Genomic DNA, 26,683 nt, shown 5'->3' with positions numbered 1-26,683 from the left:
CGCAGCGAGCGGGAGCATAGGCACAGCACTACCTAAGAAGGGGACGGCCAACGCGCATGAGCGTGATGAAGAGACTTTCCATGATCTTCAAGTCCAAGGCCAACAAGGCCCTGGACAAGATGGAGGATCCGCGCGAGACCCTCGACTATTCCTATCAGCGGCAGCTTGAGCTTCTGCAGAAGGTACGCCGGGGCGTGGCCGATGTCGCCACCTCGCGCAAGCGGGTGGAGCTGCAGATCAACCAGGTCCAGCAGCAGGCGAAGAAGCTTGAGGACCAGGGCCGCAAGGCGTTGAGCGTGGGGCGTGAAGACCTTGCGCGCGAGGCGCTGAGCCGGCGCTCCGGGCTGCAGACCCAGATCGCCGACCTGCAGGTGCAGCACAACAACCTGCAGGGCGAAGAGGAGAAGCTCACCCTCGCCAGCCAGCGTCTGCAGTCCAAGGTGGACTCCTTCCGCCACAAGAAGGAGACCATCAAGGCGACCTACACCGCCGCCGAGGCGCAGACCCGCATCAACGAGGCGTTCTCCGGCATCTCCGAAGAGATGGGCGATGTGGGCCTGGCGATCCAGCGGGCCGAGGACAAGACCGCCCAGATGCAGGCGCGCGCGGGCGCGATCGACGAGCTCCTGGCGAGCGGCGCCCTGGACGACTTCAGCGGCCAGCGCGGCGACGACATCCAGGCCGAGCTCGACCGCATGGGCGGCGGCACCGACGTCGAACTCGAACTCGCCCGTATGAAGGCCGAGCTGGGCCAGGGCCCGGCGCCGCGTGACGCGATCGAGGCCGGCCACCCGGGTCAGCAGCAGGCTCCGCCGCCGCAGCAGCAGCCCCAGTCGCAGCCGACCCAGCAGTACCGTCAGCCGGGGGAGGGCCTGTGATCGTCCGCATCATGGGCGAGGGCCAGGTCGAGGTCGCCGAGGGCGACATCGACGTGCTCAACTCGCTCGACAGTGAGCTCGAGGCCGCCATCGAGATCGATGACGAGGCACAGTTCCGCACCAAGCTGCACGCGCTGCTGGACAAGGTGCGCCAGATCGGCAAGCCGCTTCCCGACGACTCCCTCGAGCCCTCGGAACTGATTTTGCCGCCGGCCGACGCTTCGATCGATGAAGTAAGGGGCATGCTTGGCGATTCGGGACTTATCCCGGGATAGCTTGTTCATATGACACAAACCCGGTATGCCCCCGACCGGGGTCTGACGGTGCGCATGGTCACCACCATGTTCCTGCTGGGCCTGCTCTATGTCGTCTTCGTGGGCGTCCTGATCGCCCTGGGGGTCCAGGCGATCGTGGTGCTCGTCCTCGCCGGCGGCCTCCTGCTGGTCCAGTACTTCTTCTCCGACAAGATCGCGCTCTTCGCGATGCACGGGCGAGAGGTCACCCAGCAGGAGGCGCCGGAGCTGCACGGCCTGATCGACCGGCTGTGCGCCATGGGCGACGTGCCCAAGCCGCGGGTGGCGATCGCCGACACCGACGTGCCGAACGCCTTCGCCACCGGGCGCAACCAGAAGAACTCCGTGGTCTGCGTGACCACGGGCCTGCTCCGCCGGCTCGACCCGCTGGAACTGGAAGGCGTCATCGCCCACGAGATGTCCCACGTGGCCCACCGCGACGTCGCGGTGATGACCCTCGCCTCCTTCCTCGGGATTCTCGCGGGCCTCATGACCCGCTTCGCGCTCTACTCCGGGCTCGGGCGCGACCGGGGCAACAACAACGGCCCGCCGATCGGGCTCATCATCATGCTGGTCTCGATCGTGGTGTACGCGGTCAGCTTCCTGCTGACCCGGGCGCTGTCGCGCTACCGCGAACTGTCGGCCGACCGGGCCGGCGCCCTGCTCACCCAGCGGCCCTCGGCCCTGGCCAGCGCCCTTGTGAAGGTCACCGGCGAGATGTCCCGCATCCCGACGCGCGACCTGCGCGAGGCGCAGCCGTTCAACGCCTTCTTCTTCACCCCGGCGATCTCCGGGCGCGGCGGCGCGAGCCTGGCCACCCTGTTCGCCACCCACCCGCCGCTGGAGCGCCGGCTCGACCAGCTGAGCAAGATCGCCGCCCAGCTCGGCCGCGGGGCCTGAGCCGATGGGCTGGCTGGACGCGTTGCTCGGGCGCAGCAAGCCCGCCCCGCCGAACCTCGACGCGCTGTTCGCGCTGCCCTCCGCCGCGGTGACCCTGCAGGCGGCCACCGCCTTCGAGCCGACCGGCCTCGGCTCGGTGTGCTTCCGCTCCGCCGAGGGCGGGGCGTTCGTCACGCTCGAGCAGGACATCAAGGCGCTGCTCGGCGAGGTCGAGATCGAGCAGTCGCAGGACTCCTACGGCTACACCTGGCTGCTGGTGCGCCGCCCGGCCGACGACCTGAGCGCGCTGGTCACCGACCTGCACGGCGTCAACTCCTCGCTGGAGGGCGCGGGGTTCGGCCCGTCGCTGCTGTGCTCGCTCGTCACCTTCACCGATGCCTCGGGGCGGAGCCTGGCCGTCGTCTACCTGTACAAGCAGGGCACCTTCTATCCGTTCGCGCCGCTTTCGGGGCAGCGCAGGGACAACGCGCTGGAGCTCCAGGTTCGCGGGGCGATCTCCGGTGAGCTGCGCGTCGAGCCCGACCTGTCCCGCTGGTTTCCCCTCTGGGGCGCCCCCGGCCTGTGATCCATCCCCCGTCGCGTCTTTGCCGCTCGTCAAGGGGGCGTACGAAAACGATCACTCTGGTCGTTCCGCCCTTAGCCAGGCCAAACGCGGGGTATACCACCCCGCAGATCAGCCATCGCCGGGGGGAAACAGGTGGCAGTGACCGACCATGGCCGCGCTGGGGCGGCCGCTGAGACACACGCCGGGGAGCGCCTGCGCGCCGTCGTGCCGCGCGTGATGTCGGTGTGCATCGCCGTGGCCGCGGTCTACTCGGCCGTGATCGCGCTGGTCGCGCCGGTACGCAACCTGCTCAGGCCGGTCACCGGCCTCATCGAGATGGCGGTCTTCCCCGTCGAGCCGAACCTGGGCTACGCGGTGTTCCTCGGCATCCTCTCCGGAGCCCTGGCCCGGCACAAGCGCGCCGCGTACTGGGTGCTCGTCGCCTTCTTCTCACTGCTGGTGCTCGGCAACCTGGCCGTCGTGCTGTCGGCGTCGCTCATGCCCGACCTGGTGGAGGAGTTCGCCCTGATGGGGCAGGTCGTCGCCTCGGAGGTCAACCTCTCGGTGTCGGCCCTGGTGCTCGGCGTCCTGGCGGCGGCGCACGACCAGTTCTTCGCGCCGATGCGGCGGGCGTCGTTCCGCAAGGCGTTCCTCACGCTCGGCTCGCTGCTCGCGGTGTCCTTCGGCGTCGGGTACGCCCTGGTGACGCTGTTCCCCGGCACCCTGCAGGCCAAGGACCATCTGGCCTGGGCGCTGGAAAGGACGCTCGGCGGGGTGGTGACCCTCGACTTCTACCGGACGGGACGGCCGCCGTTCTGGGTGAACTCGGTCATCGGCCTGCTGGGCGCCGTCGCGGTGCTGGTCGCCTTCGCCGTGCTGTTCCGCTCCCAGCGGGCCAAGGCCGAACTGCCGCCCGAGAACGAAGAGCGCATCCGGGCTCTGCTGGCGGCATATGGCTCGCGCGACTCGCTCGGGTACTTCGCCACCAGGCGCGACCGGACGGCGATCTTCTCGCCGAGCCGCAAGGCGGCGATCTCCTACCGGGTGGTGGGCGGGGTCTGCCTGGCCGGCGGCGACCCCATCGGCGACGTCGAGGCCTGGGGCCCGGCCATCCGGGCGTGGCTGGACGAGGCGCGGCGCTACGGCTGGGCGCCCGCCGTCCTCGGGCCCAGCGAGGCCGCCGCCCACGCCTACGCGCGCGCCGGTCTGCGCGTCCTGGAACTGGGCGACGAGGCCGTCATCGAGGTCGCAGAGTTCGGACTGGAAGGCCGCGAGATGCGGGCGGTGCGGCAGGCGGTCAACAGGGTCAGGCGCGCGGGCTTCACGCTGCGCGTCCGGCGCCACGCGGAGGTGTCGGCCGAGGAGGGCCGGCACCTCATCGAGCGCGCCGTCGCCTGGCGCGACACCGAGACCGAACGGGGCTTCTCCATGGCCCTGTCCAGGCTCGGCGACCCCGCCGACGGCGAGTGCGTGCTGGTGGAGGCCAAGAACGCCGCCGGTGAGCCCGCGGCCCTGCTCTCGTTCGTACCGTGGGGCGACGACGGCCTGTCGCTGGACCTGATGCGGCGCGACCGCCACGCCGACAACGGGCTGATGGAGTTCATGGTCGCCGGGCTGATCGCCGAGGCGTCGGGGCTCGGCGTCAAGCACGTCTCGCTCAACTTCGCCATGTTCCGTTCGGTGTTCGAGGGCGGGGCGCGGCTCGGCGCCGGGCCGGTGCTGCGCCTGTGGCGGCGCGCGCTGGTGTTCTTCTCCCGCTGGTGGCAGCTGGAGTCGCTGTACCGGGCCAACGCCAAGTACCACCCGCGGTGGGTGCCCCGCTTCCTCGCCTACGACGACACGCGCGACCTGTTCAAGGTGGGGCTGGCCTCCGCGATCGCCGAGGGGTTCCTCACCGTGCCGAGCCTGCTCACCCTGCTGCGGCGCCGCGGCCACCAGGACGGCGGGCGGCCGGGTCAGAGCTGACCCGCCGCGGATCACGCTACGGGTACGGGTTGGTTCCGTAGGTAAAGATTGCGCCAAGTCCACGCCACAATGGGGTGCGTTAAGCCCATAAGTGGGGGGATGGAGGGCGCCATGTCGAACCCGGTGCCGTTACGGCCGGGGGACCCCGCCCGGGTCGGGGGCTACGAGCTCACCGGTCGGCTGGGGGAGGGGGGCCAGGGGGTCGTCTACCTCGGCCGCTCGCCGGCGGGCGCGGCGGTGGCGGTGAAGGTGCTCCGCTCCGACCTGACCCAGAACGAGGAGGCGCTCGCCAGGTTCGTCCGGGAGGTGTCCACCGCGGTCCGCGTGGCGACCTTCTGCACCGCGCAGGTGATCGAGACCGGGGTGGCCGACCATCGGCCGTTCATCGTCAGCGAGTTCATCGACGGCCCGACCCTCACCGACGTGGTCGAGCGGGACGGGCCCCGCCAGGGGGCCGCGCTCTACCGGCTGGCCATCGGCACGGTCACGGCGCTGGTCGCGATCCACCAGGCGGGGATCGTCCACCGCGACTTCAAGCCGTCCAACGTGCTGCTGGGCGCGGACGGCCCGCGGGTCATCGACTTCGGCATCGCCAAGGCGCTGGACAAGACCTCCACCCTGACCTCCATGGTCGTCGGCACGCCCGCCTACCTGACCCCCGAGCAGCTCGCGGGCGAGCAGGCCGGTCCGGCCGCCGACATGTTCGCGTGGGCGGGCACGATGGTGTTCGCCGCCACGGGCGAGGCGCCCTTCGGCGCCGACAGCCTCCCGGCCGTCTTCAACCGGATCATGAACGTCGAGCCCGACCTCGGCGCGCTGGACGAGCAACTGCGCGCCGTCGTGGCCGCCTGCCTGTCCAAGGACGCGGCCGCGCGTCCGGCCGCGGGCGAGGTGCTCATGCGCCTGCTGGGACACGGCGGCGCGGGGGCGGCGGCGCCGGCCGTGATCATGGCCGAGGGCACGGCCGTGGCCCAGGCCCCGCCCGCCCCCTCCTACGCTCCGCCGTTCAGGCAAGGCGCGGCGCCGCCGAACGCGGTGCCGCCGAACGCGGTGCCGCCGAACGCGGTGCCGCCGGGCTCGGCGGAGGGCCGGTGGGCGTACCCCGGCCAGGCCCGAGGGCCGGGACACGGGCTGCCCGCGCAGGCGTACCCGGGCCGGCCGCCGAGCTGGCAGCAGCCCGCGGGCGCCCCGCAGGGAGCGCCGTCGCACGCGGGCCCGCCGCCACCCTGGGCGGCCGGTCCCACCTCGCCGGGTCCAGGCGGTCCAGGCGGTCCAGGCGGTCCGGGCCGCGCCGAGGCGACCTCGCTCAGCGGGTCCGGCCCCCCGGGGGCAGGCGGGAAGGGCCGCGTGCCGCTGGTCGTGGCCGCCGCCGTCGCCGGGGCCCTCGTCCTGGGCGGCGCCGGATACCTGATCGCGCAGGCGGCCGCCGAGCCGGGCGGCCGCGTCGCCGGCGGCGCCACCCCCGGCCGCACCGGGGGCACCGGCGAGCCGGTCGGCCGCACCTCCGGGCAGGCCACGGCGCCGGCGGGGACGACGGCCTCCGCACCGCCCCCCGCCACCAGGACGGTCGCCCTGCCGGGCGGGGCCATCACCGTCCACGAGAACGACGACGACCCGATCAGGCTGACCTACTACAGCCTCGACAACGGCAAGCGGGTCTACATCCGCGAGTACGGCGTGAACTCCTTCGCCAAGAGCGGCAAGTACTTCGACTACACGGTCAGCGACGACGGCCGCCGGGCGGTCGGCACCGACACCCTCTACACCAAGGACGGCTACTCCACCGTCTCCCTCGTCGAGCGGGCGGGCGGCAGGCCCAAGGTGATCAGGATCGCCAAGGCGCCGGTGTACCCCACCTACCCGCAGTGGTCGCCCGACGGCACCAAGGCGCTGGTCACGCTGAACAAGGCGACCGGCGACACCAGCCAGGGATACGGCTACGCGATCATCGACCTGGCCGGGGGGAAGGCCGAGATCGTCCACGTGAAGGAGAAGGACGTCGGCCGCTGGAGCTACTTCTGGCGCGGCGACGGCAGGGCCGTCGGCACCTGGGCGCTGAACGGCGGCACCGAGCGCGTCAGGTTCTACGACCTCGGCGGCACCGTGCTGCAGACGCTGCTGGAGGTGGGAAGCCCGCTGACCGTGGAGGGCGACGACATGTCGCCTTCGGGGGACCACTTCCTCACCGCCTGCGCCGGCGGCCGCCGCCAGATCTGCGTGTGGAGCCTCGACGGCGAGGAGCGCGCCCGGTTCTCCTTCCCGACCGACCGGGTCATCGGCTGGTACGACGACGCGCACATCGCGGCCTGGCGCAAGAAGGGCGAGGGCTACGAGGCCGTGGTCGTCGACCTCGGGGGGAACGCCACGCGCGTGCTCGCGACGGCCGGCTCAGCGGACTACCAAAAACTGTTCCTGCGCTACACCAGGACCGGCTGAGGTTGGTCAAGTTCCGGCCGCGTCCGGGAAGGGCGCGCCGGAGCGGGGGCCGGGCGGTGATGCCATGTGCTCATGACCAAGTTCAGTGTGGCGCTGGCTGCCACGGCCTTCGTCTTCGCCGCAGCACAGGCGGCCCCCGCTCTGGCGGCCTCCGCCCCCGAGCCGGCCCCCGTCCAGTCTCCGGCGGCGCCCGCGCACCGCGTGCGCGCCGCCGCGGAGACGGTGGAGCTCTCCGTCGTCGGACGCGGGGTCGTCCAGGCCCCCTCGGACGTGATGCGGATCAACGTCGGCGTCGAGGTGCGCAGGGAGCGGGCGGGGGAGGCGTACGCGGCCGTCAAGGTGGCCGGGCTCAAACTGACCCGGGCGCTGCTGGCCGCCGGAGTGGCCGAGCAGGACGTGCGCACCAGCGACCTGTCGCTCGGCGCCGAGTACGACAAGTACCCCAAGGTCGTGGGGTACCGAGCCACCGAGGGCGCCGAGGCGCTCGTGCGCGACCTGTCCCGCGCGGACGCGGTGGTGGACGCGGTCGCGGGCGTGGGGGAGGAGGTGCGCCTGAACGGCATCTCGTTCGAGGTCTCGAAGGAGGCGGCGCTGGTGAAGGCCGCGCGCGCCGCGGCCTTCCGCGACGCGCAGCACAAGGCCCGTCAGTACGCCGTGTTGTCCGGGCGCCGGCTCGGCCGCGTGCTGAAGCTCGAAGAGGAGGGCGACTCGCCGCCCTCCCGCTTCGCGATGATGTCGGAGAAGGGTTCCATCAACCCCGGCCACGGCAGCGTCACCATCACCGTCCGCGTCGTCTACGAGCTCATCTGACCCCGCCACGGCTCCCCCCGCCGTCCTGGGAAGCAGCCGCACGACCGGAGGGCCGGGCCGGCGGCACGCCTTCCCGGCGTCCTAGGGGAGGGCGAGCATGCGGTCGAGGGCGACCTTGGCCCAGTGGGCGGTGTCGGCGTCGACGGTGATCTGGTTGACGACCTCGCCCTCGACGAGCGATTCCAGCGCCCACACCAGGTGCGGCAGGTCGATGCGGTTCATCGTCGAGCAGTAGCAGACCGTCCGGTCGAGGAAGGTCACCGTCTTGTCCGGATGCCGGGCGGCCAGCCGCTTGACCAGGTTCAGCTCGGTGCCGACGGCCCACGCGGACCCGGCGGGGGCCTGGTCGAGCATGGTGATGATGTACTCGGTGGACCCGACATAGTCGGCCTTGTTGACCACCTCGTGCTTGCACTCGGGGTGCACCAGCACGTTGACGCCGGGGATCCGCTCGCGTACCTCGTCCACGCACGACTCCGAGAAGCGGCCGTGCACCGAGCAGTGGCCCCGCCACAGGATCATCTTGGCGTCCCTGAGCTGCTGGTCGGTGAGGCCGCCGTTCGGGCGGTGCGGGTTGTAGACCACGCAGTCGGACAGGGACAGGCCCATGTCCAGGACGGCGGTGTTGCGGCCCAGGTGCTGGTCGGGCAGGAACAGCACCTTGCGCTCGCCGGCCTGCTTGTCCGGGCCCTCGGGACCCTGGTCGTAGGCCCAGGTGAGGGCGCGGCGGGCGTTTGAGGAGGTGCAGACGGCGCCGCCGTTGCGACCGCAGAACGCCTTGATGTCGGCCGAGGAGTTCATGTAGGTGATCGGCACGGTGACGTCGGCGATGCCGAGGTCGGTCAGGACCTCCCACGCCTCCTCGACCTGGTCGAAGGTCGCCATGTCCGCCATGGAGCAGCCGGCGGCCAGGTCGGGCAGCACCACGCGCTGGGAGTCGCCGGTCAGGATGTCGGCCGACTCGGCCATGAAGTGGACGCCGCAGAAGACGATGTACTCCGCGGAGGGCCGGGCGGCGGCCTCGCGGGCGAGCTTGAACGAGTCGCCGGTCACATCGGCGAACTGGATGACCTCGTCGCGCTGGTAGTGGTGCCCGAGCACGAAAAGCCGGTCGCCGAGCGCCGCCTTGGCCCTGACCGCGCGCGCGACCAGATCCGGGTCGGAGGCCGCGGGCAGCTCGCCGGGGCAGTCGACGCCGCGCTCGCTGTGGGTGTCGGCGCCCTGGCCGAGGACGAAGAGCGGAAGGCCGGTTTCGGTGGTCGTCACGGCTTACACCTCTTAAGGGGGCTTATCGTCTAGTTGACGACTAATGATGGCATACGCCAGGAGATGCACCGCGCAGAGGGGGTGAAGAGCGGACCGAACCCTGAGACAGGAATGTGTGGAGGTGCCCGGCTGTTGGTAGCGTCTGAGTGAGACCTCAGAACCAGGCCTCCGTCCCCGAGGGGCGTTGGCAGACGGGGAGTCAACAGATGACGGTTGAGAGCAGCGAGACCACGCAGCAGGGCCTTGTCCTGACCGACGCGGCCGCGTCCAAGGTGCGCACCCTGCTCGAGCAGCAGGGCGAAGAGGGCCTCCAGCTGCGCGTGGCGGTGCAGCCCGGTGGCTGCTCGGGCCTGCGTTACCAGCTCTTCTTCGATGACCGCTCGATGGACGGGGACGTCGTCTCCGACTTCGGCGGGGTCAGCGTCGTCACCGACCGCATGAGCGCGCCCTACCTCATGGGGGCCACGGTGGACTTCGTCGACACCATCGAGAAGCAGGGCTTCACGATCGACAACCCGAACGCCACAGGCTCCTGCGCCTGCGGCGACTCGTTCAACTAGATAGATCCGCCGGCGCCCCGCTCGAGCTTTCGCCGGGCGGGGTTCAGGCATGCCCGCGCCCACCCGCATCGCCATGTCGCCCGGCCGACACTGTTCGGTTGCCTCCGGGCGCCGGTCCCGCGCGGGCCGGGGGGCGCGGGATTCGGCGTGCGGACCGCTGTCGAACCGGTAGGGGTGTGCCAGGGTCCGCCGGGCTCCGCGGCAGGTCACGCGAGGGCGCGCAGTGACGTGGCGCGAGCGGCCGGAGGCGCGGGCCCGTGCTGCGCCCCGTGCGGAGATCGTCCACGAGCGGTTCACGACGCTGGGACGATTTCCGTGGCGTATTCTTGGCGGGCTCATCGAGGCTGACAACGAGGAGAGCGAGCCCGTGCGCATCGCCGTCACCGGATCCATCGCGACCGATCATCTGATGACCTTCCCGGGTAGCTTCGGGGACCAGCTCATCGCCGAGCAGCTCGACCGCGTGTCGCTGTCCTTCCTGGTCGATGACCTGCAGATCAGGCGCGGAGGCACCGCCGCCAACATCTGCTTCGGCATGGGGTGCCTCGGCCTTTCGCCGGTCCTCGTGGGCGCGGTCGGCGACGACTTCGCCGACTACCGCTCCTGGCTCACGCGCCACGGCGTCGACTGTGACTCGGTGCACGTCTCCGACCTGCACCACACGGCCCGCTTCCTGTGCACGACCGACGAGCACCACAACCAGATCGCCTCCTTCTACACCGGGGCGATGGCGGAGGCCCGGCTCATCGAGCTGCGGCCGGTCAGCGAGCGGGTCGGCGGGCTCGACCTGATCATGATCAGCCCGAACGACCCTGAGGCGATGCTCCGCCACACCGACGAGTGCCGTCAGCGCGGCATCCCCTTCGGCGCCGACATCTCCCAGCAGCTCGCCCGCATGGAAGGCGAGGAGATCCGCGCGCTGGTCGACGGCGCGGCCTACCTGTTCACCAACGACTACGAGAAGGCGCTCGTCGAGCAGAAGACCGGCTGGTCGGACGAAGAGGTGCTGTCCCGGGTCGGGGTGCGGGTGACCACCCTCGGCCCCAAGGGCGCCCGCATCGACCGCCAGGGCGAGCCGAGCGTGCACGTCCCCCCGACCCCCGAGATCCGCAAGGTCGACCCGACCGGCGTGGGCGACGCCTTCCGCGCGGGCTTCCTGTCCGGCCTGTCGTGGGACCTGTCGCTGGAGCGCTGCGGCCAGATCGGCAACCTCACCGCCACCTACGTCCTCGAGCACGTCGGCGGGCAGGAGTACCAGCTCGGCAAGGGCGCCTTCATCGAGCGGTTCACCGCCGCCTACGGCGCCGCCGCCGCGGCCGAGGTCGAGCCGCGCCTGGTGTGCCACTACGCCTGACCGCGCGCGCGTCACCCCCGGCCGCGTCACCCCGGCCGCGTCACCGTCCGTCGCGCCATCGGCCGCTCGCCCGCGGCCGGGCGCGCCGTCAGTAGTTGCGGCGCACGTGGATCGCCCAGCCGCCCTGCGGCAGCTCATAGGTGCCCACGTGGTGGTGCGACTTCAGCCGGCACCACGCCGGGACGTCCGTGAACGCGGCCGGGTCGTCGGCGAGGACGGCCACGGTCGCGTTGAGCGGCACCTGGTTGATCTGCTCGGCCAGCATGATGATCGGGATGGGGCACTTGCGCCCCAGGGCGTCGATCGTGAGCGCGGCCGAGGGCTGTGGCCCCCCGGCCGCCTGCTGCTGCGTGCCTGCCATCACCGATCCACCTTTGCCGTCGTCGCCGTCCCGGCGCGTTCCGCCGGGGCGGGCCCGCCGCGAGGGCTCGGGCCTCGTGTCGTGCCGCATCTCTACGACCTCACCCCCACGCTCTCGCGGACGCGCCGGACGATGCCCGGCAGGACGGCGAGGAACCGGTCGACGTCCGCGGCCGAGGCGCCCCTGGGCAGCGACACCCGGACGTTGCCGTGGGTGAGCACCCCCATCGCCTCCAACACGTGGGATGGACGTAGCGTACTCGCCGTGCACGAACTGCCGGACGATACGGCGAAGCCCGCCTTGTCCAGTTCGGCCAAGATCGCCTCACCCGGTACGTAAAGACACGAGAACGTCACGATATGGGGGGCTCGCAGCACCGGTTCGCCGACCACCTCGACGTCCGGCACGAGGCGTGGCACGGCCTGGCGTACGCGGTCCACCAGCGCCGAGAGCCGCGCGCTCTCCTGCTCGGCCTCGGCGACGGCGGCCCGCAGCGCGGCCACGGCGGCCACGGCGGCGGGCACGTTCTCGAAGCCCGGCACCCTGCCGCGCTCGCGCTCGTCCTCGGGCAGCGGCGAGCGCCAGCGGGTGCCCTTGCGGACGGCCAGCACCCCGACCCCGGCGGGGCCGCCCCACTTGTGCGCGCTGGCCGCCAGCACCGACCAGCCCGCCGGGACGGGAAGCCGCCCGAGCGTCTGGGCGGCGTCCACCAGCAGCGGCACCCCGGCCGCCCGGCACGCCTCGGCCGCCTCCGCGACCGGCTGGAGGGTGCCGACCTCGTGGTTGGCGGTCTGCAGGCAGGCCAGCGCCGTGCCCTCCGCCGCGACGGCCGCGCCGAACTCCGCCGGGTCCACCCGTCCCGTCATGCCGACGCCGACGAGCTCCACGGCGCCGCCCTCGCGCTCGTGCGCCGCGGCGGCGGCGAGGACGCTGGAGTGCTCGACGGCGCTCGCCACCACGCGCCGCCCGGCGCGGCGGCGGCCGAGCAGCGTCCCCAGTACCCCCAGATGGACCGCCTGCGTCCCGGAGGAGGTGAAGGAGACCTCGTCGGGCCGGGCGCCGATCACCTCGGCGGCCTCGGCGCGGGCGCGTTCGAGCAGGAGCCGTGCCTGCCGCGCCGCGCCGTACAGCCGGGCGGGATCGGCGCCGCCCGCGTCCAGGGCCGTGATCAGCGCCTTGCGGGCGGCGGGGTGCAGAGGCTCGGCCGAGGCCGCGTCGAAGTACGCCACGCGTTCATGCTCGCACCCGCGCGAAAGCCCGCCGCGACGGGGGAGCCGGGCGCGGCGCCCTTCCGTTCGCGGGGGCTGAGAAGGAGGGCGGCCCCTGTCCGCGCTAATGTGTCCCCCAGCGTGACGTGAGCCAACCAAGAGCGCGAACATCGTGAATCTGGTAACGACCGCCCAGGAGGGGGACTCTTGGGCTTTATCTGTGGGGTAGGCGATCCGTGAGTCCGACCCGCCGTACTAGACGGCGTCCGTTGGCCCGAAGGGTGCCGGGCGCCGCCGCCCTGGCGGCGCTGCTGGTTTCCCTGACGGCGTGTGGGGGCCCTGGCACGTGGGATCGTGCCGGCTTCCCCCAAGGCGTCACCAAAGAGGCCGGCATCATCCAGAGTCTCTGGAACGGTGCCTGGATCGCCTCCCTCGCCGTCGGTGTCGTCGTCTGGGGTTTGATCCTTTGGGCCTGCGCGTTCCACCGCAAGCGCAAGAACACCGGCGACGCCCTGCCGCCCCAGGTGCGTTACAACCTGCCGATCGAGATCCTGTACACCACGGTGCCGATCATCATGGTCGCGGTGTTCTTCTACTTCACCGCCCGTGACGAGACCACCATCACCGCGGTGTCGAAGAATCCCGACGTCAAGGTGCACGTCGAGGGCTTCCAGTGGAGCTGGCGCTTCACCAGCGAGTCCGGCGGCAAGACGGTCAGCGTCGTCGGCACCCCGGCCAAGCGGCCCGTGCTGGTGCTGCCGGTGAACAAGTCGGTCCAGTTCGACCTCACCTCGCCGGACGTGGCCCACTCGTTCTGGGTGCCCGCGTTCCTGTTCAAGCGCGACGTGATCCCGGGTGTGAAGAACGTCTTCGAGATCCACACCCTCGACAAGACCGGTGAGTTCGCCGGCCGCTGTGCCGAGCTGTGCGGCGTCGATCACAGCCGCATGCTCTTCACCGTGAAGCTCGTGCCCCAGGCCGAGTACGACCAGTACGTCAACAGCCAGGCGGGGAGTGCCCAGTGACCGCCATCAACGAGCCGATCGCCGGTACGGCCGTCCCGCGGCGCGCCCGCAAGGGAACCGTCATCGCCCGGTGGGCCTCGTCCACCGACCACAAGGTGATCGGCCACCTGTACCTCATCACCTCTTTCGTGTTCTTCCTCATCGGCGGCGTCATGGCTTTGATCATGCGCGCCGAGCTGGCCCAGCCGGGCCTCGAGTTCGTCAGCAACGAGCAGTTCAACCAGCTGTTCACCATGCACGGCACGATCATGCTGCTGATGTTCGCGACCCCGCTGTTCGCGGGCTTCGCCAACGAGCTCATGCCGCTGCAGATCGGCGCGCCGGACGTGGCGTTCCCGCGGCTGAACATGGTGAGCTACTGGCTCTACCTGTTCGGCAGCACCATCGCCGTCTCGGGCTTCTTCACCCCCGACGGCGCCGCCTCCTTCGGCTGGACGGCCTACGTCCCGCTGTCGGACGCCATCTCCTCCCCGGGCCTGGGCGGCGACCTGTGGATCATGGGTCTGTCGATGTCCGGCATCGGCACCATCCTGGGCGCGGTCAACTTCATCACCACGATCATCTGCATGCGCGCCCCGGGCATGACCATGTTCCGGATGCCGATCTTCACCTGGAACATCCTGCTCACCAGCATCCTGGTGCTGCTGGCCTTCCCGGTGCTGGCCGCCGCGCTGCTCGGCCTTGAGGCCGACCGCCACCTCGGGGCGCACATCTTCGACGCGGCCACCGGCGGCGCCATGCTGTGGCAGCACCTGTTCTGGTTCTTCGGGCACCCCGAGGTGTACATCATCGCGCTGCCGTTCTTCGGCATCATCACCGAGGTCCTGCCGGTCTTCAGCCGCAAGCCGATCTTCGGTTACATGAGCCTCATCGGCGCGACGATCGCCATCGCCGGCCTGTCGGCCGCGGTGTGGGCGCACCACATGTTCGTCACCGGCCAGGTGCTCCTGCCGTTCTTCTCGTTCATGACGTTCCTCATCGCGGTGCCCACCGGCGTGAAGTTCTTCAACTGGATCGGCACGATGTGGCGCGGGCACATCACCTTCGCCTCGCCGATGCTGTTCGCGGTGGGCTTCCTGGTGACGTTCCTGTTCGGCGGCCTGACCGGCATCATCCTGGCCTCGCCGCCGCTGGACTTCCAGGTGAGCGACTCCTACTTCGTGGTCGCCCACTTCCACTACGTCGTCTTCGGCACCGTCGTGTTCGCGATGTTCTCCGGCTTCTACTTCTGGTGGCCGAAGTTCACCGGCAGGATGCTCAACGACACCCTGGGCAAGTGGCACTTCTGGACGCTGTTCATCGGCTTCCACACCACCTTCCTGGTGCAGCACTGGCTCGGCGCCGAGGGCTTCCCCCGCCGCTACGCCGACTACTCGGTGGCCGACAACTTCACCGACCTCAACGTGATCTCCTCGGTGGGCGCGTTCATCCTGGGCGCCTCGACGCTGCCGTTCCTGTACAACGTGTGGCGGACCTGGCGTCACGGTGAGAAGGTCACCGTCGACGACCCGTGGGGCTTCGGCAACTCCCTCGAGTGGGCCACCTCGTGCCCGCCGCCGCGGCACAACTTCACCCGCCTGCCGCGCATCCGGTCCGAGCGTCCCGCGTTCGACCTCCACAACCCGCACCGGCTCGCTCCCAAGCAGGAACTGGAGGAGGTTCGATGAAGGTCCAAGGCTGGCTGTTCCTCCTCTGCGGCGTCTTCTTCGCCGCGGTCGACCTGGTCTACTGGTTCTGGTCCAAGGAACCCACCGGCACCACGGCGCTGGCCATCTCGGTCGGCCTGGCGCTGATGATCGGCTACTACCTGCTCTACACCGCGCGCCGCATCGGCGACCAGCCGGAGGACAGGAAGGACGCCGAGATCAGCGACGGCGCGGGCGAGCTGGGCTTCTTCAGCCCGTCGAGCTGGTGGCCGCTGTTCCTGTGCCTCGCGGTGGCGCTGATGACCGTGGGCTTCGTCATCGGCTGGTGGATGTTCATCATCGGGGTCTTCGCGGTGATCATGGCCACCATCGGCTTCGTCTTCCAGTACTACCGGGGTCACTTCACGCACTGACGACACGGCCCGGCGCGTCTTCTCCGGCGTGCCCCCGGCCCCGTCTTCGCACCCCTCTCGCCGCGCGGGCGGCCGACTGCTCTCCGTCAAGGAAGCGTCGGCCGCCCGCGCGGCTTTTTTGCTGGTCGTTTCGGCCTTTCTCCTTCAGGAGGGGTACACGACACGCTGTAACCGGGTAATAACTCACAAGGAGTGATCCATCGGAGCGGGGGAGACGTAACGTGAGACACGTCGAGATCCGGGTGGTCGCCATAGGGACGGGAGCGCTGGCCCTGCTGCTGGCAGCTGGTTGCGCGGGCTCCGGCAGTGAGAAAGGACAAGGTGCCTCTGGTTCACGGCAGGACGTGGCCGTGAACGTCTCTCCGGGCAACGGGGCGGCCCAGGTGGCCCCTGAGCTGCCCATCATGGTCGGAGCCGTCAACGGCGCTCTGAGGAGCGTCACGGTACGCGCCAAGACCGGCAACACCTTCATCGCGGGCGTGCTGAGCGCCGACCGCACCCAGTGGCGCAGCAAGCGCACGATGGCCCCCGGCGAGACCTACGAGGTCAGCGTCGTCGCCGTCGGCCCTTCGGGCGGTACCAAGCAGGTGACCAGCGAGTTCTCCACGCTGAAGGCCACACAGATGTTCGCGGTGGACAAGATCCTGCCGCACAAGGAGATCACCGGCCTCACCGTCGGCGTCGGCATGCCGATCATGCTGACCTTCGACCACGGCATCACCGACCGCGTGTCGGTCGAGCGCAACCTCCTGGTGCAGAGCGAGAAGCCGGTGGAGGGCGCCTGGCACTGGTTCGACGACAAGTCGGTCAGCTTCCGGCCCAAGCGCTGGTGGCCGGCCAACACGAAGGTGAAGCTGGTCGCGCAACTCGCCGGAGTGCGCGGAGGCCCCGGCATGTACGGCTCCCAGGACTACGTCCGTGAGTTCGAGATCGGGCGCTCCCAGATCAGCCACGCCGACACCTCCACCCACCAGATGACGGTCAAGCGCGGCGGCGAGGTCATCAGGACCATACCGCTCAGCGCGGGGGACGGCGGCAGCTGGAACCACTACACGACCAACGGCGTGCATCTGGCCATGTCGCGCGAGGACGTCACCACCATGACCTCCCCCGACGCCGGCCCCGGCAGCGCCGGCTACTACAGCCTCACGGTCTACGACACCGTGCGCATCTCCGACACCGGCGAGTACGTCCACGGCGCGCCCTGGTCGGTGGGTTCGCAGGGCAACTCCAACGTCAGCCACGGCTGCATCAACGTCAGCCCCTCGAACGCCAAGTGGTTCAAGGAGACCACTCTCATCGGCGACCCGATCATCGTGAGCGGCACGCCCCGCCAGCTCGACCCCGGCAACGGGTGGGGGCACTGGCAGGAGAGCTGGCCGCAGTGGCTGCGGTGGAGCGGGCTGCGGTCCGGCTTCACCACCGAGGCCCTGTCGGCCGTCCCGGTGTCCGACCACACGACCAAGAAGGCCGACGACACGACCAAGCGGCGCGTCACCTCCTGACGGGAGCGGACGTGAAAGGGCCCGGGCGCGTGACGCGCCCGGGCCCCTTCCTCGCCGGTTGCCGGTCTGAGCCGATCAGACGGCCGTCGTTCAGTGGCCGATCGACTTGGTGGTCTCGTCGTCGGTCCCGGCGCCCACCGCGGCGTGCGGGGCCCCGTGGCCGTCATGACCATTGTGGTGCCCGTCCAGCGAGATCGCCTCGGTGTCGGCCGAGTAGGTCTCGCTGAGCTTGGCGCGGAGCCTGCCGAGCGGGCCGCGCATCCCCTTCGGGGGGATGCCCTCGCCGTCCGAGGCGGCCTCGATGGCCGGGATGGACTTCTTGCCGCGCACGTGCGCCGCGATGTCCTCGGCCGGCGGGACGTGGACCTCGATGTACTCGCCGTGCGGCAGCCGCTTGATGACGCCGGACTCGACGCCGTGCGACAGCACGTCCTGGTCGTGGCGCTGCAGGCCGATGCACATGCGGTAGGTGATGAAGTACGCGATCGCCGGCCCGAGGAAGATCAGCACGCGGCCGACCTCCGTCGTGGTGTACAGCGAGATGTGGAACTTCGCCGAGATCCAGTCGTTGGCGCCCAGCAGCCACAGGATGCCGTAGAAGGCGATGGCGGCCATGCCGATCGAGGTGCGGTGCGGGTTGTTGCGGGGACGGTCGGCGACGTGGTGCTCGCTCTTGTCACCGGTGATCCACTGCTCGGCGAACGGATAGAGCGCCAGGCCCGTCATGATGATGCCCATCGGCAGCAGGGCGGGGATCAGCACGCTCAGCGGCAGGGTGTATCCCAGGAAGTTGATCTCCCACGACGGCATGAGCCGCAGCGAGCCTTCCAGGAAGCCCATGTAGAAGTCGGGCTGGGACCCCGCCGAGATGTCGGCCGGCGTGTACGGCCCGAACAGCCAGATCGGGTTGATCTGGGCGAACGTGCCGAGCAGCGCCACGACGCCGAAGGTGAACAGGAAGTACGCCCCGGACTTGGCCATGAACGACGGGTAGAACGGCGCGCCGACGACGTTCTTCTCGGTGCGGCCCTTGCCCGGCATCTGGGTGTGCTTCTGCACCCACATCAGGATCAGGTGGGCGGAGATCAGCGCCAGCAGGATGCCCGGGATCAGCAGGATGTGAATGCTGTAGAACCGCGAGATCACGTCGTGGCCCGGATACTCCCCGCCGAACAGGAAGTAGGTGATGTACGTGCCGACCAGCGGGATCGAGATGGCGACACCCTCGGTGATCCGCAGACCGGCGCCCGAGAGCAGGTCGTCGGGGAGGGAGTAGCCGGTCAGGCCCTCCAGCAGCGCCAGCGTGAGCAGCAGGACGCCGATGATCCAGTTGAGCTCGCGCGGCTTGCGGTACGCGCCGGTGAAGAACACCCGGAGCATGTGCACCATCATGCCCGCCACGAACAGCAGGGCCGCCCAGTGGTGGATCTGGCGCATGAGCAGGCCGCCGCGCACGTCGAAGCTGATGTGCAGCGAGGAGGCGTACGCCTCGGACATGCGGACGCCCACCAGCGGCGCGTACGCGCCGTTGTAGGTGACCTCACCCATGCTCGGCTTGAACCAGAACGTCAGGAACGTGCCGGTGAGCAGCAGGATGACGAACGAGTAAAGGGCGATCTCACCGAGCAGGAACGACCAGTGGTCAGGGAAGACCTTGCGCAGGTTGCGCTTGAGGAAGTTCCCCGCGCCGATGCGCTCGTCGATGAAGTTCGCGGGTCCCGCTATGGCCTTGGGAGTCTCGTCCAGGCTCATGCCTTCCCCCTGACTTCGGCTTCGGCGTCTCCGCGCTCCCAGAAGCTGGGGCCGACCGGGACGTTGAAGTCGCTCTGTGCGATGAGGTACCCCTCGCCGTCGACAGCGATCGGCAGCTGGGGCAGGGGACGGGCCGCGGGGCCGAAGATGACCTTCGCTCCGTCGGCCGCGTCGAAGGTGGACTGGTGGCAGGGGCAGAGGATGTGGTGCGTCGTCTGCTCGTACAGTGCCGCAGGGCAGCCCACGTGCGTACAGATTTTAGAGTACGCAACGATGCCGTCGTGGGTCCAATTGAGGTTGGTGCCCGGCTTGAGGTCCTCAGGCCTGAACTTGATCAGGATGAGCGTGGCCTTGGCCAGGGCGTTGAGGTCTTCCTCGTGGCCCTCGGGCACCACCGACAGGATGCCGCCGGGGGAGTTGAAGTCGGCGGCGCGGATCGGCTGCTTGGTGCCCTCGACCATCAGGCGCAGCCCCTTCTTCCACACGGTGTGCCGCAGGCTCGTCCCCGGGAGGGGGCCGAGGTCCTTCAGCAGCACCAGCGGCAGGAGGCCCAGCGGGGCGGCGGCCAGCAGGAGCGTGCGGCGCAGCAGCTTGTGCTTGACGAAGCCGCTCTCGTTGGCGCCCTGCAGGAAGGTCGCGCCGACGTTGTCGCGGACCTCGGGCGCCGACACCATCGGGTGGCGTTGCTGCACCAGGTTGTACTTCGGCATGATCTGCCGGACCCAGACCACGATGCCGGACGCCAGCGACAGCAGGGCGACGGTCAGCGAGGCTCCGAGCGCGAAGTTCGAGGTCTGCGTCTTGTCGATGGTGCCGACCTGGAAGACCACGTAGGCGACGATGAACACGATCGCCGCGAGGAAGGACACCACGAAGAACAGCGCGACGACGCGCTCGGCCTTGCGGGCCTTGGCGGGGTCGGGGTAGATCACCCCCTCGTCCACGATCTCCTCGTGGGCGCTGGGCGGCGCGCCGAGCGCGGACGCCTCACCCCCGGGCGCGGGCGTGCCGATGACGCGCCTCGGTACGCGGTCCTCGGCCTGCTGGGTGTCGTTGGGGATCTCAGTCATGGTTGGCCTGACGCTTCTTCGCGGTGATCCAGATGGCGGCGAGGGCGAGGAGGCTGATGCCGACGACCCAGCCGACCAGGCCCTCGGTCACCGGGCCGATGCGGCCGAGACCGCTGCCGCCCGGGTCGGGCTGCTGACGGACGCTGACGATGTAGGCGATCATGTCCCGCTTCTCCTCGGGCGTGATCGTGCTGTCGTTGAAGACCGGCATCGCCTGCGGGCCCGTGGCCATCGCCTCGTAGATCTGCGTGGGAGTGGCGGGGTTCAGCGGAGGGGCGTACTTGCCGTAGGTCAGGCCGCCGCCCGAGCCGACGAAGTTGTGGCACTGGATGCAGTTCGCCCGGAACAGCTCGCCGCCCTTCGCGGGGTCGCCCTTGGCCGGGTCGACCGACTCCAGGGAAGGCTTGGTCGGGCCGCCGCCCAGCGACTGGACGTACGCGGCCAGCTGCCGGATGGTGTCCTGGTTCACCCAGTCCGGCGGGCGCTTGCGCGGCGCCTGGGGGCCGGGGTCGGCGAACGGCATGCGGCCGCTGGACACCTGGAAGTCCACGGCGGCCGCGCCGACGCCGACGAGGCTCGGGCCCGATGCACCGCCGGACGAGTACGACCCTTCGCCGTTCAGGCCGTGGCAGCTCGCGCAGTGCGCCGCGAAAAGATCCTTGCCCGCGGCCACGTCGTCCGCCTTGCCGGAGGCGATCGCCGCGTCAGCTCGGTCTCCTCCGGGCGCCACCAGGGCGTAGACCCCTCCGAGGAGACTCAGGGCAAGGAGGAGGACGGCGTATCGCGCGAGTGGATGCCGCCTCCGTGCGGTGATCGAGTTCACCGATATCCTCGTTCCGATCATTTGATGATGTAGATGGTCGCGAAGAGGCCGATCCAGACGACGTCGACGAAGTGCCAGTAGTAGGACACGACGATCGCGCTGGTGGCCTGCTCATGGGTGAAGCGCTTCGCGGCGTACGTGCGTCCCAGCATGAACAGGAACGCGATCAGACCACCGGTCACGTGCAGGCCGTGGAAGCCCGTGGTCAGGTAGAAGACCGAACCGTAGGCGTTGGAGGACAGGGTCACGCCCTCTTCCACGAGGTTGTGGTACTCGTACAGCTGGCCCCCGACGAACCACGCGCCCATGAGGAAGCTGATGATGTACCAGAACCGGAGCTTCCTGACCTGACCCTTCTCAGCGGCCCACACGCCGAGCTGGCACGTCACACTCGACAGCACCAGGACGATCGTGTTGACCAGCGCGTACGGGATGTCCAGGTGGACGCCTTCAGGCAGCGTGGGCCAGGGCTTGCCCTGGCCGAGGCTGACCGACCGGATGGTGAAGTACATCGCGAACAGCGCCGCGAAGAACATGAGCTCAGAGGACAGCCAGACGATCGTCCCGACCTGGACCAGATTCGGCCGGCGGGACGGTGCTGCTGTCGTCGTAATTGCGGATGCTGTCGCCACGCCCGACATTATTGCGGCTGTAGAGGTCGGGTCGCCGCACGACCCCCCGGTAAGGCCACCTCAGGCCCAACGAACCAGACATACGGCTGGAACGGCGCTAAGTGTGACTGGTCTGGGTTTCCGTCGCCGGGGACAGGTAGCATCCGTGGTGACCATACCTCGTCCCAACCGATAGTGAGCGCGACCGTGAGCATGAGGGTTCTCGTCTACAGCGACGACGCAAGCACCCGCGAGAAGGTGCGGCTGGCGATCGGGCGGCGTCCCGCCGCCGACGTGCCCCTCGTCGAGGTCGTCGAGTGCGCCACGCAGCCGGCGGTCATCAAGCACCTCGACTCCGGCGAGATCGACGTCGCGGTGCTCGACGGCGAGGCCGTCCCCGCGGGCGGCATGGGCATCAGCCGCCAGGCCAAGGACGAGGTGTACGACTGCCCGCCGATCTGCCTGATCATCGCGCGCCGCGACGACCGCTGGCTCGCCGACTGGTCCCGCGCCGACGCCGTCGTGGCGCAGCCGATCGACCCGATGGCGCTCGCCGAGGCCGTCGCCGGTCTGCTGCGAAGCCGCTCGGCCTCCCGCATCACCTCTCACTGAGCGTCGCCTCCCACCCGAGCGTCACAGATCAACGGGGACACATCTCACTGAGAGTCACCTCCCATCGAGCATCACCTCCCACCGACCGGAGACTCCATGGACGCGCGCACCACGTGGCCCGCGCTGCTCACGGCCCTGCTCGCCCGCGAGCATCTGACCGCCGACGAGACCGCCTGGGCCATGGGCGAGATCATGTCGGGCGCCGCGACGCAAGCACAGATCGCCGCCTTCGCCACGGCCCTGCGGGCCAAGGGAGAGACGGTCGCCGAGGTGGTCGGGCTCTCGCGCACCATGCTCGAGGTCGCCACTCCGTTGTCGGTCGACGGTCCGACGGTCGACGTCGTGGGCACCGGCGGTGACCGCACCCACACCGTGAACATCTCCACCATGGCGGCGATCGTCGCGGCGGGCGCGGGCGCGCGGGTCGTCAAGCACGGCAACCGCTCGGCCTCGTCCTCCGTCGGCGCCGCCGACGTCCTCGAACACCTCGGGGTCGTCCTCGACCTGCCGCCGGAGCTCACGGCGAGGACGGCCGTCGAGGCGGGCATCGCGTTCTGCTTCGCGCCGGTCTACCACCCGGCGCTGCGGTTCGCCGGCCCGGTGCGCAAAGAGATCGGCATTCCCACCTTCTTTAACTTCCTCGGCCCGCTCGCCAACCCGGCCCGCCCGACCGCGCAGGCCATCGGCGTCTACGACGCGCGCATGCTGCCGGTCGTCGCCGGGGTCTTCGCCGAGCGCGGCGTGTCGGCCCTGGTGTTCCGGGGCGACGACGGGCTCGACGAGCTGTCCACGGCCACCACCTCCACCGTGTGGGTGGTCAGGGACGGCACCGCCGTCGAGGCCGCCTTCGACCCGCTCGACATCGGAGTCGCCCGCTCGGAGCCCGGCGCCCTGCGCGGGGGCGACGTCGAGTTCAACGCGCGCGCCGTCCACGAGCTGCTGGACGGCAAGACCGGCCCGGTGCGCGACGCCGTGCTGCTCAACGCCGCCGCCGCCCTGGTCAGCCTCGAGGCCGGCGACGCCTCCCTCGATCCCGGCCCTCCCGGCGAGGCTTTGGTGGCCGCGATGAGCAGGGCCTACGCCCGTGCCGCCGAGGCCGTCGACTCCGGCCGCGCCGCCGAGACCCTCACCCGCTGGGTACAGATCAGCCGCTCCTACAGAAGGTCCTGACTATGATCACCGCGATCGTGCACATCAAGGCGGAGGTCGACCGGATCCCCGAGGTCGCCCAGACGATCGCCGATCTCGACCGGGTCAGCGAGGTGTACTCGATCACCGGGGACTACGACCTGGTGGCGATGGTCCGGGTGGCCGCGTACGAGGAGATCGCAGAGGTGATCCCCGGGCGCATCAACAAGGTGGCCGGCGTCCTCGCCACCGAGACCCACCTCGCCTTCCGCACCTACTCCAGGCACGACCTCGACGCGGCCTTCTCCATCGGTTTCGCCGAGGCCGACTGACCGCGTCGCGCGAGTGCGGGACGAGCGCCGGCTCGTGACGTGCGGAGACTCGTGACGTGCGGAGACTCGCCGCGACGGGGAGCGGCGGATCGACTGCTATAGTGCAGGGCACTGTACGCCGGACCAAGGAGACCAGACGTGGCAGGTGACGACGACATCTCCGGGTGATACCGGAGGTCGCGGCCACCGGCAGGCGCGCTTCGAGCGCAGCCGCCGTGGTCGTTCTCGTCGTCCCCCGAACCCGTCCCTGCCGGGCGGCCGCGGCGCGCGCCCGCAGCACACGCAAGGTCTTCTCGCATGTCCGATACGTTCATCATCTGCTCGAACCTCTCTTTCTCCTGGCCTGACGACACCCCCGTCTTCCAGGACCTCTCCTTCACCGTGGGCGGCGGCCGCACGGGCCTCGTCGCGCCGAACGGCGCCGGAAAGAGCACGCTGCTCAAGCTGATCGCCGGTGAGCACCGTCCCGCCCGCGGCTCGGTGTCCGTCGAAGGGGTGCTCGGCCATCTCCCGCAGAGCCTGCCCCTCGCCGGAGACCTGACCGTGGCCGAGGTCCTCGGCGTCGCCTCGATCATCGAGGCGCTGGACGCCATCGAGGCCGGCGACGCGAGCGAGGAGCACTTCACCACGATCGGAAACGACTGGGACATCGAAGAGCGCACCCGTGCCCAGCTGGACCGGCTCGGCCTCGGGGACGTCTCCCTCGCCCGCCGCCTGCACACCATGAGCGGAGGCCAGGTCGTCTCCCTCGGGCTGGCGGCGCAGCTGCTGAAGCGGCCCGACGTGCTGCTGCTGGACGAGCCGACCAACAACCTCGATCTCGACGCGCGGCGCAAGCTCTACGACGTGCTGGAGGACTGGAACGGCTGCCTGCTGCTGGTCAGCCACGACCGGGAACTGCTCGACCGCATGGACCGCATCGCCGAGCTCGACCAGGGCGAGGTCCGCTTCCATGGCGGGAACTTCACCGCGTACGAGGAGGCCGTCCGCGCCGCGCGCGGGGTCGCCGAGAAGAACATCAGGAACGCCGAGCAGGAGGTCAAGCGGGAGAAGCGCGAGATGCAGCAGGCCCGCGAGCGGGCGGCGCGCCGGGCGAGCAACGCCTCCCGCAACCTCAAGAACGCCGGGCTGCCGAAGATCTTCGCCGGGACGCTCAAGCGGAACGCCCAGGAGTCCGCGGGCAAGGCGAACGAGACGCACGCCGCGCGGGTGAGCGACGCCAAGGCCCGGCTCGACGAGGCGAGCCGCGCCCTGCGCGACGAACAGAAGATCGCACTGCACCTACCCGGCACCAACGTCCCCGCCGGACGCACGATCTTCGAGGGCGAACGGATGCAGGTCCGCTTCGGTGAGCGGGCCCTGTTCGCCGGGGAAGGCGCCGACCTGGTGATCCGCGGCCCCGAGCGCATCGCGCTGACCGGCCCGAACGGCGCGGGCAAGTCCACCCTGCTGCGCCTGATCGGCGGCGAGCTGGAGCCGGAGGGCGGCCTGGCCAAGCCGGCGGACGGCCGCGTCGCCTATCTGTCCCAGCGGCTGGACCTGCTCGACCTCGACCGCACCGTGGCCGAGAGCCTGGCCGCGTCCGCGCCGGCCATGCCGGAGGCGGAGCGGATGAACCTGCTCGCCCGCTTCCTGTTCCGCGGCTCCCGCGCGCACCTGCCCGTCAGGGTGCTGTCCGGCGGCGAGCGGCTGCGCGCCACCCTGGCCTGCGTCCTGTACGCCGAACCGGCGCCCCAGTTGCTGCTGCTGGACGAGCCGACCAACAACCTCGACCTGGTCAGCGTCGGCCAGTTGGAGAGCGCGCTCGACGCCTACGAAGGCGCGTTCGTGGTCGTCAGCCACGACGAGCGCTTCCTCGCCGAGATCAAGGTGACCCGCCGGCTGCGCCTCACCGGCGGCCGCCTGCTGGGCTCCGAGGCGGACTGAGGTAGCGGCGGGCGGTCGCCCAGGGCCGGCGTGACCGGGCGGAGCGTGAAGATCTGCCCGGTCACGCCCGCGAGATCCGGACATGAGCCCCGGAGCCGACGCGGACGCGACACGCGGCATGGCGGTCCAGGGCCTATTCGGCACTGGCGGGACGAGCGGACGGCCGGAGGAAGCGGTCGGTGGCCTCGACGAGCAGGCGGCGGATGCCGGGCTCCGAACCGCCGTGGCCCGCGTCCTCCACGATGTGGAACTCCGCCTCGGGCCAGGCCTGGTGAAGATCCCAGGCCTGGTCCGGCGGCGTCTTGACGTCGTAGCGGCCGTTCACGATGACCGCCGGGATGTGCCGGACGCGGTCGACGCCCGCCAGCAGTCCCTCCGGAGGGAGGAAGCCGCCGTTGCTGATGTAGTGGTGCGTGATGCGGGCGAACGCCAGCACCGTGGCGTCTTCCAGGTCGGGCGGCGCCACCGGCAGCAGGGTGTTGGCCGAGAGCTCCCACGCCATCCAGGCGCGGGCCGCGGGGATGTGCACCGAAGGGTCCGGATCGGTGATGCGGCGGCCGTAGGCGGCGACGAGGTCGTCCTGCTCGCTGGCGGGGATCGCCGCGCGGAACGCCGCCCACTCGGCGGGGAACAGGTGGGCCGCGCCCGCCGGGGTGAACCCCCAGGCCTCGTCGGACGGGCGGACCAGCCAGATGCCGCGCAGCACGAGCTCGGTGACCCGCTCGGGGTGGGCCTGGGCGTAGGCCAGGCCCAGGGTGCTGCCCCAGCTGCCGCCGAAGACGAGCCAGCGCTCGATCCCCAGGCGCTCGCGCAGCCGCTCGATGTCGGCGACCAGGTGCGGGGTGGTGTTGTTCTCCAGCGACACCTTCGGGTCGCCGGCGGGCGGCAGGCTGCGGCCGCAGTTGCGCTGGTCGAACAGCACGACGCGGTAGCCGGACGGGTCGAAGAACCGCCGACTGTCGGGGAGGAGGCCGCCGCCGGGGCCGCCGTGCAGGAACACCGCGGGCTTGCCCTCGGGGTTCCCGCACTCCTCCCAGTAGATCTCGTCACCGTCGCCCACGGCGAGCATCCCCGACGTGTACGGCTCGATCGGAGGATGCCAGTCGATTTCGCTCATGTGCCCTTCCTAACCGACGATGGATCACCGTGGGCCCGGCCGTACCGGAGATCACTTCTGATTCGGCCGTGCGGAGCCGGGACGCGAGCCGCCGAGTCTCGCCTGATCTCGTCGAATCGGGCGGCCGCCGGGGGTCATCGCGGGCCCG

General features: G+C 70.4%; 25 protein-coding genes. 17 read left to right on the top strand and 8 right to left on the bottom strand.

Annotated elements, in window-relative coordinates; all coding sequences use genetic code 11:
• Window positions 1-56 precede the first annotated feature (56 nt).
• From ACFO60_RS15995 to ACFO60_RS15965, 7 genes are all read left to right on the top strand, one after another.
• Window positions 57-878, top strand: a complete 822-nt coding sequence (locus tag ACFO60_RS15995) for a PspA/IM30 family protein (protein ID WP_380841058.1) — start codon at window positions 57-59, stop codon at window positions 876-878.
• Complete coding sequence (gene pspAA / locus ACFO60_RS15990; protein WP_380841057.1) at window positions 875-1,153, top strand: PspA-associated protein PspAA; 279 nt, start codon at window positions 875-877, stop codon at window positions 1,151-1,153. The genes ACFO60_RS15995 and pspAA overlap by 4 nt, the downstream gene beginning before the upstream one ends.
• Before the next feature lie 9 nt (window positions 1,154-1,162).
• Complete coding sequence (htpX, locus tag ACFO60_RS15985) at window positions 1,163-2,071, top strand: zinc metalloprotease HtpX (protein ID WP_380841056.1); 909 nt, start codon at window positions 1,163-1,165, stop codon at window positions 2,069-2,071.
• Window positions 2,072-2,075: 4 nt separating this feature from the next.
• Complete coding sequence (gene pspAB / locus ACFO60_RS15980) at window positions 2,076-2,636, top strand: PspA-associated protein PspAB (RefSeq protein ID WP_380841055.1); 561 nt, start codon at window positions 2,076-2,078, stop codon at window positions 2,634-2,636.
• Between the two features lie 138 nt (window positions 2,637-2,774).
• Entirely contained in the window at window positions 2,775-4,580 is a 1,806-nt protein-coding gene (locus tag ACFO60_RS15975; RefSeq protein WP_380841054.1) for a phosphatidylglycerol lysyltransferase domain-containing protein, read from the top strand.
• A gap of 111 nt (window positions 4,581-4,691) precedes the next feature.
• A complete protein-coding gene (locus ACFO60_RS15970) occupies window positions 4,692-7,016 on the top strand; it encodes a protein kinase domain-containing protein (RefSeq protein ID WP_380841053.1) in 2,325 nt (774 codons plus the stop codon).
• A gap of 72 nt (window positions 7,017-7,088) precedes the next feature.
• A complete protein-coding gene (locus tag ACFO60_RS15965; RefSeq protein ID WP_380841052.1) occupies window positions 7,089-7,826 on the top strand; it encodes an SIMPL domain-containing protein in 738 nt (245 codons plus the stop codon).
• 81 nt (window positions 7,827-7,907) lie between these two features.
• On the opposite strand, the gene nadA is transcribed toward ACFO60_RS15965, so the two are convergent.
• Window positions 7,908-9,092, bottom strand: coding sequence for a quinolinate synthase NadA (gene nadA / locus ACFO60_RS15960; protein WP_380841051.1), 1,185 nt, complete (start codon window positions 9,090-9,092; stop codon window positions 7,908-7,910).
• A 206-nt stretch (window positions 9,093-9,298) separates the two neighbouring features.
• Here nadA and erpA point away from each other — a divergent pair, with 206 nt between their 5' ends.
• Together erpA and ACFO60_RS15950 are read left to right on the top strand one after the other, a co-directional pair.
• On the top strand, window positions 9,299-9,652 hold the full coding sequence (erpA, locus tag ACFO60_RS15955) for an iron-sulfur cluster insertion protein ErpA (protein ID WP_380841050.1): 354 nt from the start codon (window positions 9,299-9,301) through the stop codon (window positions 9,650-9,652).
• 367 nt (window positions 9,653-10,019) lie between these two features.
• Complete coding sequence (locus ACFO60_RS15950; RefSeq protein WP_380841049.1) at window positions 10,020-11,006, top strand: carbohydrate kinase family protein; 987 nt, start codon at window positions 10,020-10,022, stop codon at window positions 11,004-11,006.
• 88 nt (window positions 11,007-11,094) lie between these two features.
• Here the strand turns inward: ACFO60_RS15950 and ACFO60_RS15945 are convergent, their stop codons facing one another.
• The gene (locus tag ACFO60_RS15945; protein WP_380841048.1) at window positions 11,095-11,367 is read right to left on the bottom strand and encodes a sulfurtransferase TusA family protein; all 273 of its coding nucleotides are present in this window, start codon (window positions 11,365-11,367) and stop codon (window positions 11,095-11,097) included.
• A 92-nt stretch (window positions 11,368-11,459) separates the two neighbouring features.
• Complete coding sequence (locus ACFO60_RS15940; RefSeq protein ID WP_380841047.1) at window positions 11,460-12,596, bottom strand: cysteine desulfurase family protein; 1,137 nt, start codon at window positions 12,594-12,596, stop codon at window positions 11,460-11,462.
• Window positions 12,597-12,844: 248 nt separating this feature from the next.
• Here ACFO60_RS15940 and ctaC point away from each other — a divergent pair, with 248 nt between their 5' ends.
• From ctaC to ACFO60_RS15920, 4 genes are all read left to right on the top strand, one after another.
• Window positions 12,845-13,600, top strand: coding sequence for an aa3-type cytochrome oxidase subunit II (gene ctaC / locus ACFO60_RS15935; RefSeq protein WP_380841045.1), 756 nt, complete (start codon window positions 12,845-12,847; stop codon window positions 13,598-13,600).
• Window positions 13,597-15,267, top strand: a complete 1,671-nt coding sequence (ctaD, locus tag ACFO60_RS15930) for an aa3-type cytochrome oxidase subunit I (protein WP_380841044.1) — start codon at window positions 13,597-13,599, stop codon at window positions 15,265-15,267. Before ctaC ends, ctaD begins: the two co-directional genes overlap by 4 nt.
• A complete protein-coding gene (locus tag ACFO60_RS15925; RefSeq protein ID WP_380841043.1) occupies window positions 15,264-15,659 on the top strand; it encodes a cytochrome c oxidase subunit 4 in 396 nt (131 codons plus the stop codon). The genes ctaD and ACFO60_RS15925 overlap by 4 nt, the downstream gene beginning before the upstream one ends.
• Before the next feature lie 221 nt (window positions 15,660-15,880).
• A complete protein-coding gene (locus ACFO60_RS15920) occupies window positions 15,881-17,164 on the top strand; it encodes a L,D-transpeptidase (RefSeq protein ID WP_380841042.1) in 1,284 nt (427 codons plus the stop codon).
• Between the two features lie 90 nt (window positions 17,165-17,254).
• Here ACFO60_RS15920 and qcrB read toward each other — a convergent pair whose 3' ends face one another.
• Genes qcrB through ctaE form a run of 4 tightly spaced genes read right to left on the bottom strand, consistent with a single transcriptional unit; the run spans window position 17,255 to window position 21,450 of the window.
• Window positions 17,255-18,916, bottom strand: a complete 1,662-nt coding sequence (qcrB, locus tag ACFO60_RS15915) for a cytochrome bc1 complex cytochrome b subunit (RefSeq protein WP_380841041.1) — start codon at window positions 18,914-18,916, stop codon at window positions 17,255-17,257.
• Complete coding sequence (gene qcrA, locus ACFO60_RS15910; protein WP_380841040.1) at window positions 18,913-19,986, bottom strand: cytochrome bc1 complex Rieske iron-sulfur subunit; 1,074 nt, start codon at window positions 19,984-19,986, stop codon at window positions 18,913-18,915. Before qcrA ends, qcrB begins: the two co-directional genes overlap by 4 nt.
• The gene (gene qcrC / locus ACFO60_RS15905; protein ID WP_380841038.1) at window positions 19,979-20,809 is read right to left on the bottom strand and encodes a cytochrome bc1 complex diheme cytochrome c subunit; all 831 of its coding nucleotides are present in this window, start codon (window positions 20,807-20,809) and stop codon (window positions 19,979-19,981) included. The genes qcrA and qcrC overlap by 8 nt, the downstream gene beginning before the upstream one ends.
• Window positions 20,810-20,826: 17 nt before the next feature.
• A complete protein-coding gene (ctaE, locus tag ACFO60_RS15900) occupies window positions 20,827-21,450 on the bottom strand; it encodes an aa3-type cytochrome oxidase subunit III (RefSeq protein ID WP_380841037.1) in 624 nt (207 codons plus the stop codon).
• Between the two features lie 183 nt (window positions 21,451-21,633).
• Between ctaE and ACFO60_RS15895 the strand changes: the two genes are divergently transcribed.
• The 4 genes from ACFO60_RS15895 to abc-f all read left to right on the top strand — a co-directional run bounded on the left by ACFO60_RS15895 (window position 21,634) and on the right by abc-f (window position 25,418).
• The gene (locus ACFO60_RS15895; protein ID WP_380841196.1) at window positions 21,634-22,032 is read left to right on the top strand and encodes a hypothetical protein; all 399 of its coding nucleotides are present in this window, start codon (window positions 21,634-21,636) and stop codon (window positions 22,030-22,032) included.
• A gap of 96 nt (window positions 22,033-22,128) precedes the next feature.
• On the top strand, window positions 22,129-23,202 hold the full coding sequence (gene trpD / locus ACFO60_RS15890; RefSeq protein ID WP_380841036.1) for an anthranilate phosphoribosyltransferase: 1,074 nt from the start codon (window positions 22,129-22,131) through the stop codon (window positions 23,200-23,202).
• Window positions 23,203-23,204: 2 nt separating this feature from the next.
• Window positions 23,205-23,492, top strand: a complete 288-nt coding sequence (locus ACFO60_RS15885; RefSeq protein ID WP_380841035.1) for an Lrp/AsnC family transcriptional regulator — start codon at window positions 23,205-23,207, stop codon at window positions 23,490-23,492.
• Between the two features lie 297 nt (window positions 23,493-23,789).
• Window positions 23,790-25,418, top strand: a complete 1,629-nt coding sequence (gene abc-f, locus ACFO60_RS15880; RefSeq protein WP_380841034.1) for a ribosomal protection-like ABC-F family protein — start codon at window positions 23,790-23,792, stop codon at window positions 25,416-25,418.
• A gap of 133 nt (window positions 25,419-25,551) precedes the next feature.
• On the opposite strand, the gene pip is transcribed toward abc-f, so the two are convergent.
• On the bottom strand, window positions 25,552-26,535 hold the full coding sequence (pip, locus tag ACFO60_RS15875) for a prolyl aminopeptidase (RefSeq protein WP_380841033.1): 984 nt from the start codon (window positions 26,533-26,535) through the stop codon (window positions 25,552-25,554).
• Window positions 26,536-26,683 lie beyond the last annotated feature (148 nt).

The sequence above is a fragment of the Sphaerisporangium dianthi genome (assembly GCF_042654065.1).
GTDB classification, from domain to species: domain Bacteria; phylum Actinomycetota; class Actinomycetes; order Streptosporangiales; family Streptosporangiaceae; genus Sphaerisporangium; species Sphaerisporangium dianthi.
The sequence above is the reverse complement of the archived record's forward strand: the minus strand, read 5'-3'. Positions and strand labels throughout refer to the sequence as shown.

Excerpts from the sequence above, each read along its gene's own strand:
- ACFO60_RS15995 (WP_380841058.1), top strand. The coding sequence starts at position 57 with ATGAGCGTGATGAAGAGACTTTCCATGATCTTCAAGTCCAAGGCCAAC.
- qcrA (WP_380841040.1), bottom strand. The coding sequence starts at position 19,986 with ATGACTGAGATCCCCAACGACACCCAGCAGGCCGAGGACCGCGTACCG.
- ACFO60_RS15885 (WP_380841035.1), top strand. The coding sequence starts at position 23,205 with ATGATCACCGCGATCGTGCACATCAAGGCGGAGGTCGACCGGATCCCC.
- trpD (WP_380841036.1), top strand. The coding sequence starts at position 22,129 with ATGGACGCGCGCACCACGTGGCCCGCGCTGCTCACGGCCCTGCTCGCC.
- qcrB (WP_380841041.1), bottom strand. The coding sequence starts at position 18,916 with ATGAGCCTGGACGAGACTCCCAAGGCCATAGCGGGACCCGCGAACTTC.
- ACFO60_RS15895 (WP_380841196.1), top strand. The coding sequence starts at position 21,634 with ATGAGGGTTCTCGTCTACAGCGACGACGCAAGCACCCGCGAGAAGGTG.
- pip (WP_380841033.1), bottom strand. The coding sequence starts at position 26,535 with ATGAGCGAAATCGACTGGCATCCTCCGATCGAGCCGTACACGTCGGGG.
- erpA (WP_380841050.1), top strand. The coding sequence starts at position 9,299 with ATGACGGTTGAGAGCAGCGAGACCACGCAGCAGGGCCTTGTCCTGACC.
- ACFO60_RS15965 (WP_380841052.1), top strand. The coding sequence starts at position 7,089 with ATGACCAAGTTCAGTGTGGCGCTGGCTGCCACGGCCTTCGTCTTCGCC.
- ctaE (WP_380841037.1), bottom strand. The coding sequence starts at position 21,450 with ATGTCGGGCGTGGCGACAGCATCCGCAATTACGACGACAGCAGCACCG.
- pspAB (WP_380841055.1), top strand. The coding sequence starts at position 2,076 with ATGGGCTGGCTGGACGCGTTGCTCGGGCGCAGCAAGCCCGCCCCGCCG.
- ACFO60_RS15925 (WP_380841043.1), top strand. The coding sequence starts at position 15,264 with ATGAAGGTCCAAGGCTGGCTGTTCCTCCTCTGCGGCGTCTTCTTCGCC.
- ACFO60_RS15945 (WP_380841048.1), bottom strand. The coding sequence starts at position 11,367 with ATGGCAGGCACGCAGCAGCAGGCGGCCGGGGGGCCACAGCCCTCGGCC.
- htpX (WP_380841056.1), top strand. The coding sequence starts at position 1,163 with ATGACACAAACCCGGTATGCCCCCGACCGGGGTCTGACGGTGCGCATG.
- ACFO60_RS15970 (WP_380841053.1), top strand. The coding sequence starts at position 4,692 with ATGTCGAACCCGGTGCCGTTACGGCCGGGGGACCCCGCCCGGGTCGGG.
- abc-f (WP_380841034.1), top strand. The coding sequence starts at position 23,790 with ATGTCCGATACGTTCATCATCTGCTCGAACCTCTCTTTCTCCTGGCCT.